The sequence below is a fragment of the Acidimicrobiales bacterium genome, from assembly GCA_036399815.1.
Lineage (GTDB): Bacteria > Actinomycetota > Acidimicrobiia > Acidimicrobiales > DASWMK01 > DASWMK01.
Map to the genome: position 1 here is coordinate 1 of DASWMK010000101.1, position 8,012 is coordinate 8,012.

The following is an 8,012-nucleotide window of genomic DNA, read 5'->3' on the forward strand; positions in this document are numbered from 1 at the left end:
AGGCCGACGGCGGCGGCATCCGGCTCCGGAACTGCCCCTTCCACCAGCTGGCCGCCGACCACACCGAGCTCGTGTGCGGGATGAACCTCGCCCTGCTGGCGGCCACCGCCGTCGCCGGGGTGCGGCCCGTGCTCGACCCCCGGCCGGGCGAGTGCTGCGTGGCGTTCATCCCCGCCACGCCGCCAGTCGCCGGCTGAGCGCGGCCAGCACCCGGTCCCGCACGTCGCGCTCGCCGGGCCCGTAGAGGCGGCGGCGCAGGCCCTCCTTGGCGGCCCGCAGCCCGTCCCTCGGCACCGCCCACCCCGGCCCGGCGTCCCCGACGGCGAGCGGCGTGTCCGACCAGCCGTCCCACGGTCCGCCGGGCAGGCCGCGGGCGACGAGCGGCGGGTCCCACGTGACGTCGACCCGGACCGGCCCGGCCCACGGGGTCAGCACGGTGAGGCACTCGTGGACCTCGACGAGGTCGGCGCCCTCGGCCAGGTCGGGGTCGCCGGCCAGCACGGCGGGCACGAGCGGGCCGACGGCGAGGAGGGGCAGCGACGGCACCCCGACGGCGTCGAGGCGGCGGGCCAGCAGGGCGTGCTTGGACGCGCACGAGCCGACCCCGTCGCGCTCGGCGGCGTCGGCGTCGGGCGGCGCCGGCCAGGCGTAGGGCAGCCGGCGGACGGCCGCCGCGGCGGCGACGGCGGCGTCCCTGACCGGATCGGGCACGGCGCCATCATGTCGGCATGTGGCGAACGGAGGTGACCGAGCGGCTCGGCATCGAGGTGCCGGTGATGGTGTCGCCGATGGCCGGCGGGCCGACGACGGCCGCGCTCGTGGTCGCCGCCGGCCGGGCCGGCGCCCTCGGCTCGGTGGCCGCCGGCTACCTCACGCCCGGGCGGCTCCGCGACGAGATCCGGGCCGTCCGGGCCGGCACCGACCGGCCCTTCGCCGTGAACCTGTTCGCCCTGGGGCCGCCGGTGCCCGACCCAGCGGCCGTCGAGGTCGTGGTCGAGCGGATCGGGCCGCTGCGGGCCGAGCTCGGCCTCCCGCCCCGGCCCGAGGTGACGGCGTGGGGCGACGACCTCGCCGGCCAGCTGGAGGTCGTCCTCGAGGAGCGGCCGGCCGTCGTCAGCTTCACGTTCGGCCTGCTGCCGGAGGACGCCGTCGACCGCCTCCACGCCGCCGGCTGCCTGCTGATGGGCACGGCGACGACGGTCGCCGAGGCCGTGGCCCTCGAGCGGTCGGGCAGCGACCTCGTGTGCGCGCAGGGCGCCGAGGCGGGCGCCCACCGGGGGACGTTCCTCGGCCCGCCGGCGAGCGGCCTGGTCGGCACGATGGCCCTCGTGCCCCAGGTGTGCGACGCCGTCGACGTGCCGGTCGTGGCCGCCGGCGGGATCATGGACGGCCGGGGGGTGGTCGCCGCCCTCGCCCTCGGGGCCGACGCCGCCCAGCTGGGCACGGCGTTCCTGCGCTGCCCCGAGGCGGGCACGGCGGCGGCCCACCGGGAGGCGCTCGCCGGCGCCGACGAGGCGTCCACGGCCGTCACCGACCGGCTGACCGGGCGGTACGCGAGGGGCGTCCGCAACCGGCTGATGGAGGTGATGGCCGACCTCGACGTGCCGCCCTACCCGGTCACCAACGCGCTCACCTCGGAGCTCCGGCGGGCGGCCGCAGCGGCGGGGCGGGCCGACCTCATGTCCCTCTGGGCCGGGCAGGGGGTGGCCATGGCGACCGAGCGTCCGGCCGCCGACGTCGTCGCCGACCTGGTCGCCGGCGCCGCCGCTGTCGTCGACCGCCTCGCCGCTACCCGGGACTGACCCCGCCGGGCGGCGGCGCGCCCATCGGGTTCGGGTAGGCGACGAGGCCGGCGGCCACCACCCGGGCCGCCAGCGGGGCCAGGAGGGCGTGCAGGCGGGCGGCGCCGTCCTCGCCGAGCGCCGCGTAGGCGGGCAGCGCGGCCCGGTCGGTGGCGTCCTCCACCTGCCGGTGCACGGCGGCGCCGGCGGCCGTCGGCCCGCCCGCCTGGTCGACCAGGCCCCGCTCGGCCAGCGCGGCGACCGTGGCGCCCCACTCCTCGTCGGTCCACCCCCGGTTGGGCTGGGTGAGGGCCCGGGGCGCGCCGCCGTGGGCCGCGGCCATGACCAGCGAGGCGCACCCGTCCACGCCGGCGGCGACCAGCGCGGCGACGTGGCCGTCGCCCCGGTGCTCGCGCAGCAGGGTGAGCGCCAGCCACAGCGACCGGTGGGGCTCGGCCGGCCGGTCGAGGGGGAGGTGGGCGGCGAACAGCGGCCGGCCGGCGACCGGGGCGGCGTCGACCGCCCGCCACGCCAGCGCCGCCGCCTCCTCGACCTCGGGCCCGGCCGCGTCGTCGCCCAGCCCGGCCTCGAGCGCGGCGGCGGCGCCGGCCACGCGGGCCGCCCACGCGTCGGCCGGCGGGGCCATCGACCACACCTCGGGGAGCGCCCTCGCCACCATGCCGGGGGCGAACCCGCAGAACAGGGCGGTCACCACCTCGGGCCCGACCGGGCCGAGGGGCGCCGCCCTGGTGGCGAAGTAGCCCCGCCAGAAGCCGCGGAGGCCGGCGGCCGCCCACGCCGCCTTGGACTGCGGGGCGAAGTAGGTGACGGCGTGGCACGGCTCGGCGACGCGCCACAGCCGCCGTGCGGTGGTGGGGTCCATGCCCCCACCCTGCCGCACGGCGGCCGCGACGCGGGCGGCTACGACAGCCCGTCGTCGTCGAGGACGGTCACCTTGCCGATCGCCCGGTGCACGGGGACGTCCCTCGACAGGAGGCGGACCTCGATGCCGTGGTCGCCGTCGACGTCGACGTCGGGCAGGACGGGCACGTCCGCGTACCCGCTGACCTGCCCGGCCTCGAACGTGACCCTCGCCGTGTCGAGGAAGGCGCCGGCCCGGAACACGGCCGTGACCGTCACCGGCGCCGTCGCCGGGCCGGACAGGGTGACCGCCACCCGCGCCCGTCGGGCGTCCTTGTCGCCCTCCACGACGGTGGCGTCGCCCACCGAGACCGTGGCCCCGGTGCCCGACGGGTCGTCGTCGAGGATCGTGATCGTCCCCGCCGCCCGGCCGAGCTCCGCGCCCGACGGGTCCGTGAGCAGCACGTCGAGCGTCTCGTCGCCCTCGACCAGGAAGTCGGGGAGGACCTCGACGACGACGTAGCGCTGCACGGGGCCGACCCCGCGGGGGCCGGGCTCGAAGCGGACGACCGACGGGGTGAGCGGGCCCCGCACGTCGCCGCCCACCGTCGCCGTGCCGTCCTTCACCGAGGCGATCACGCTGACCGGGGTGTCGACGGCCCGGTCGAGGGTGACCGGCACGTACACCCGGCGGGTGCCGCGCCGGCCCTCGACCACCGAGGCGTCGCCCACCGACACGGTCGGCAGGTCGGCGGCGGCGACCGCGTAGCGGAACGTCCTCGTCGTCGTGTTGCCGACCCGGTCGGTGCCGGTGGCCGTGAACGTGTGCTCGCCGGGCGAGGTGTCGAGCGACCGGCCGTGGTCGGGGCAGCCGCCGTCGGCGACCCCGGACCCGGCGTCGGCGCAGCTCACCTCGGCGGTGATCGTGGCCGTGCCCGGCCCGAAGGTGGTGCCGTCGGTGGCCGAGGTGACCTCGGGGCCCTTGCGGTCGACGAGCACCTCGAACGGGGCCCGGTCGGTGCAGTTCCCGGCCCGGTCGCACACGGCCGGCGGGTCGAGCGGGTACCCGCCCTCGAGGCCGACGCCCATCGCCGTCGTCAGCTCGAACGACGCCTGGTCGGGGTCGGCCAGGCCGGAGCCGCCGTCGGAGGCCACGCAGCCGACCGTGACCTCCTCGGCCGACCAGCCCGAGGGCTGCTCGCAGGCGACCGCGGGGCCGGCGAGGTCGGGCCGGACGTTCACGGTCACGTGGCCCGTGGCCGTCAGGCCCCGGTCGTCGGCGATCGTGTAGTCGAACCCGTCGGCGCCGGCGAAGTCCGGGTCCGGGGTGTAGGTGAACCGGCCGTCGGGGTCGAGCACGACGTGGCCGTGGGCGGTGCCGGCGTCGAGCGCGGTCGCCGCCAGCGCGTCCCCGTCGGGGTCGGTGTCGTTGCCCAGGGCGTCGGCCGTCACCGGCCGGCCCTGGTCGGTCGTCACCGTGTCGCCGTTGGCCACCGGCGGCCGGTTGGTGAGGTAGGTGATCGACACCCGGCCCTCGGCGACGAGGGCGCCGGTGGTCGAGTTGGTCAGGCGGTACCCGACGCTGTCCGAGCCCTGGTAGCCGGCGGCCGGCGTGTAGACGAACTGGGTCGCCGTCGTGCCGGTGGTGCCGTGGTCGGCCGGGTCGGTGACGGTCAGGCGGACGTTGGACATGGACGCCGACGACGGCGGCGTGAGCACGGTGTCGTAGGCGAAGTCCTCGCCGCCGCCGCCGACGAGCACGTCGTCGCCGCCGATGGTGGCGTCGAAGGTCGGGCGGAGCCGGAGGGCCCCGTTGGGCCACGTGCTCGGCGGGTTGGTCGCCTCGGTGAGGGTGACCGAGTCGCCGGCCACGGCGTCGTTGCCGGGGCCGCCGTCGACGGTGTCGTCGCCGGCCTTGCCGTGGAGCCGGTCGGAGCCGGGGCCACCGGCCACGCGGTCGTTGCCGGCACCGGCGTCGGCGGTGTCGTCGCCGCTGCCGGTGTCGACGAAGTCGTCGCCCCGGCCGGCCAGGATGGTGTCGTTGCCGGGCCCGCCGGTGACGAGGTCGTTGCCGTCGGTCGTGGTGCCGGCGGTCAGGGAGCCGTCGCCGTAGACCTGGTCGGCGTCGGCGTCGCCCTCGACCCGGTCGTTGCCGGCGTCGCCGAAGACCTGGTCGGTGCCGGCGTCACCGACCGCGACGTCGTTGCCGTTGCCGGCCCGGAGCGTGTCGTTGCCCGGGCCGCCGTCCATGACGTCGTCGCCGTCGCCGCCCTGGAAGGACGACTCGTTGCCGCCCTCGCCGTACATGGCGTCGTTGCCGACCTGGCCGGTGAGCGTGTCGACGCCCTCGCCGGCGAACATCACGTCGTTGCCGGTGCCTCCCTCCAGGGTGTCGTTGCCCTCGCGGGCGATGAGCGTGTCGTCGCCGGCGTCGCCGACGAGCTTGTTGGTGCCGGAGCCGCCGTCGAGCCAGTCGTTGCCGTTGCCGCCGAGGAGCGTCTCGGAGAAGCCGCCGCCGGTGACGATCACGTCGTCGCCGTCCTCGCCGATCCCGTAGTCGCTCCCGCCCGGCCCGTCGAGGCTGACGAGCCCGAGGCACACCGGGCCCTGCAGCTCGGCCAGGTCGGGGGCCACGCCGCCGTCGCCGACGATGCAGTCGTTGCCGCCGCGGCCCATGATGTGGTCGTCCTGGGACGTCGTCGGCGTCTCGTCGACGCCGCCGATCAGCAGGTCGCCGTGCGACGAGCCGATCAGCCCGTCGGCGCCGGGGCCGCCGTCCATCACGTCGGGCCCGGAGGTCGTCGCCGACGAGCCCGGGAAGCTGTCGCCCAGGCTGTCGTTGCCGACCCCGCCGATCAGGACGTCGGCGCCGTCGCCGGGCCGCAGGCCGTCGCTGCCCTCGCCACCGTCGATCTGGTCGGCGCCGGGGCCGCCGTTGAGGGCGGGGTCGTTGCCGGTCTCGCCGTAGATGGTGTCGTTGCCCTCGCTGCCGACGATCGTGTCGTTGCCGGGACCGCCCCGGAGGACGTCGTCACCGGTCTCGCCGACGATCGAGTCGTTGGCCGGGCCGCCGATCACCACGTCGTTGCCGCTGCCCATCTGGACGTGGGCGATGACGGGCGGGCGGGGGCCGGCGTTCGGGCTGCGGACCATCTCGAAGGTGTCGTCGCCGATGCCGAAGTTGGCGAACAGCTCGGCGATCGGGTGCTGGGCGTCGCCGTACCGCTTGCTCGCGCCCTCCAGCGTCACGGTCACGCTGCCGTTCCCGTGGTCGGTGACGGTCACGTGCTCGGCCCGGTCGGCCGGGTGGTCGGGGTCGTCGTACTCGCCGTCGAGGAGGTCGGCGGCCAGGCCGACGTTGAGGTCGAGGCCGGCGCCCTGCTGGCGGGCGAGCTCGAGGGTCGTCCCCTCGGGCGGGTCCGGGTCGTTCGGGTCGCCGCCGCCGATGAGGCCGCAGGCCCCGTCGGGGCCGCTCTGGTACGAGAGCAGCACGAACGGCGGGACGATCTGGCGGGTCCCCCGCAGGAAGCCGAGCTGGCCGGTCACCTGGAGGAAGGCCTCGATGCGCCCGTCGATGTCGAACAGGCAGAGCGGGTCCTGGATGCGGCTGCGGACCTCCTCGTAGCGGAGCTTGCCGTCGCCGTCCTCGTCGTGGAGGTTGGCCTGGGCGAAGCCCCGCACGCCGCCGCTGGCCTCGATGTTGGCCCCGGGCACGCCGGCGTAGGCGTAGGCCGTCACGTTGGCGTCGAGGCGGATCTCGGGCACGTCGGCGCCGCTCGCGTCGAGGTCGTCGATGCCGAGGCCGTGGACGAGGGCGCCGAGGCTCGACAGCTGGAGGGGCCGCTCGGCGACCAGCCGGCGGATGCCGGCCGTGTCGTAGGAGACGGCGAAGTGGCCCTCGACCGCCGCCGTGCCCCTGATGCCGACCTTGGCGAAGGGGAGGCCGTAGGCGTAGTCGAACGGGGCGTCGGCCCGCAGCGGGCCGGCGTCGAACACGGCCAGGTCCACGTCCTTGCCGAACAGCAGCTGCACGAGCAGGACCGGGTCCTCGATCACCGGGAAGGTGAAGCTGGCGCCGCCCTCCTCGGGGGCGACCTCGGCGACGTCGGTCTCGATCGTCCAGCCGGCCGCCTCGAGGTCGGCCCGCACGTCGTTCAGCTCGGGGATCTGGCCGATCATCTCGTCGATGGCCTGCTGCGGGTCGGCGTAGTGGCGGCCGGCCGCGTTCAGGTCGACGTCGAGCCGGTCGACGACGGGGACGGTGAGGTTGGGCTGGCTGGCGGCGTCGAAGGCGTTCACGTAGTCGATCAGCCGCACCAGGGTGGTGATGGCGGTCACGTCGTTGCCGCTCGCCGCCTGCTGGGCCTCGAAGGCGTCGAGCCAGGTCACCTCGTCCCTCCCCACCATGCGGGCGAGGTCGGACACGACCGGGATCGGGCTCGTCACCTTGTCGACCACGGGCTGCATCGGCATGGTGAGGTGCTGGAGGTTGCCGAGCACCGGGCCGACGAGGTCGGTCACCGTGCGGCCGGCGTCGAGGCGGACGTCGCGGATGGCGAGCGTGCCGACGGCGTCGAGCCCGTCGCGGATGTCGACGGGGTCGCCGGTGGCGCCGCAGCCGTTCCAGTCGACCAGCAGGTCGATCACGCCCTCCAGGCCGGGCAGGGCCGTCGGCGGGTCGTCGTTCACCGGGAGCCGGACGTCGAAGGCGAGGTCGAGGTCGGCGCAGCCCTGGGCGGTCAGCATGACCGACGACGGGTCGAGCACGTCCGCGCCCCGCTCGATCAGCTCGGGCAGGCGGATGGGGGCGGAGCCGAGCAGGTCGGCCCCGAGGTGGAGGGTCAGGTCGGGGTCCGGGTCCTCGCTCAGGTGGACGGGGAGGCCGGCCAGGGTGCCGTCGAAGGACGACGGGACCGAGGCGGTGGCGTCCACGGTGAGCTCGGCCGGGCGGCCCGAGGCGTTCGTGGGGTCGAGGTAGAAGCCGTCGCGGTCGACGCCGACGGCGACGTCGAGGCGCCAGGCGACCGAGGCCGAGGCCTTGGCGTCGGTGCCCACGGCCAGGCCGGGGACGCCGGTGGCGACGGTCGGCGTGGTCGCCGTCGCGCCCTTGCCCAGGCTGAACCGGACGGACACGTCGGTGACGTCGAGCACCGGGGCGCTGTCGGCGCAGATCGCGTCGCCGCACTCCACGACGACCTCGGGCGTGCCGAGCAGGATGCCGAGGGCGCCGAGCCGGGTCGACAGGAAGTTGCGGACGGCGTTGCGGACGTTGCCGGCCGTCGCCTGGCTCTCCACGGCCGCGGCGAGCTGCTCGAGGGCGGCGGCCGCCTGGTCGAGCTTCTCCACGGCCGCGCTGCCGGCGTCGAGGGC

The 8,012-nt window shown here is 76.5% G+C and carries 5 protein-coding genes; 2 read left to right on the forward strand and 3 right to left on the reverse strand.

What is annotated here, in order from left to right; translation table 11 throughout:
* Positions 1-197: hypothetical protein (locus tag VGB14_07410; GenBank protein ID HEX9992737.1), on the forward strand; the 197-nt coding region annotated here is incomplete at its 5' end.
* Here VGB14_07410 and VGB14_07415 read toward each other — a convergent pair.
* A complete protein-coding gene (locus VGB14_07415; protein ID HEX9992738.1) occupies positions 166-711 on the reverse strand; it encodes a hypothetical protein in 546 nt (181 codons plus the stop codon). The genes VGB14_07410 and VGB14_07415 overlap by 32 nt on opposite strands.
* Before the next feature lie 17 nt (positions 712-728).
* On the opposite strand from VGB14_07415, the gene VGB14_07420 reads away from it, so the two are divergent.
* Positions 729-1,802, forward strand: coding sequence for a nitronate monooxygenase (locus tag VGB14_07420; GenBank protein ID HEX9992739.1), 1,074 nt, complete (start codon positions 729-731; stop codon positions 1,800-1,802).
* On the opposite strand, the gene VGB14_07425 is transcribed toward VGB14_07420, so the two are convergent.
* Positions 1,789-2,664, reverse strand: a complete 876-nt coding sequence (locus tag VGB14_07425; protein HEX9992740.1) for a hypothetical protein — start codon at positions 2,662-2,664, stop codon at positions 1,789-1,791. The genes VGB14_07420 and VGB14_07425 overlap by 14 nt on opposite strands.
* A gap of 38 nt (positions 2,665-2,702) precedes the next feature.
* A complete protein-coding gene (locus VGB14_07430; protein HEX9992741.1) occupies positions 2,703-7,988 on the reverse strand; it encodes an Ig-like domain-containing protein in 5,286 nt (1,761 codons plus the stop codon).
* Between the last annotated feature and the right edge of the window lie 24 nt (positions 7,989-8,012).

Coding starts and splice junctions, on each gene's coding strand:
- VGB14_07425 (HEX9992740.1), bottom strand. CDS start 2,664: ATGGACCCCACCACCGCACGGCGGCTGTGGCGCGTCGCCGAGCCGTGC.
- VGB14_07420 (HEX9992739.1), top strand. CDS start 729: ATGTGGCGAACGGAGGTGACCGAGCGGCTCGGCATCGAGGTGCCGGTG.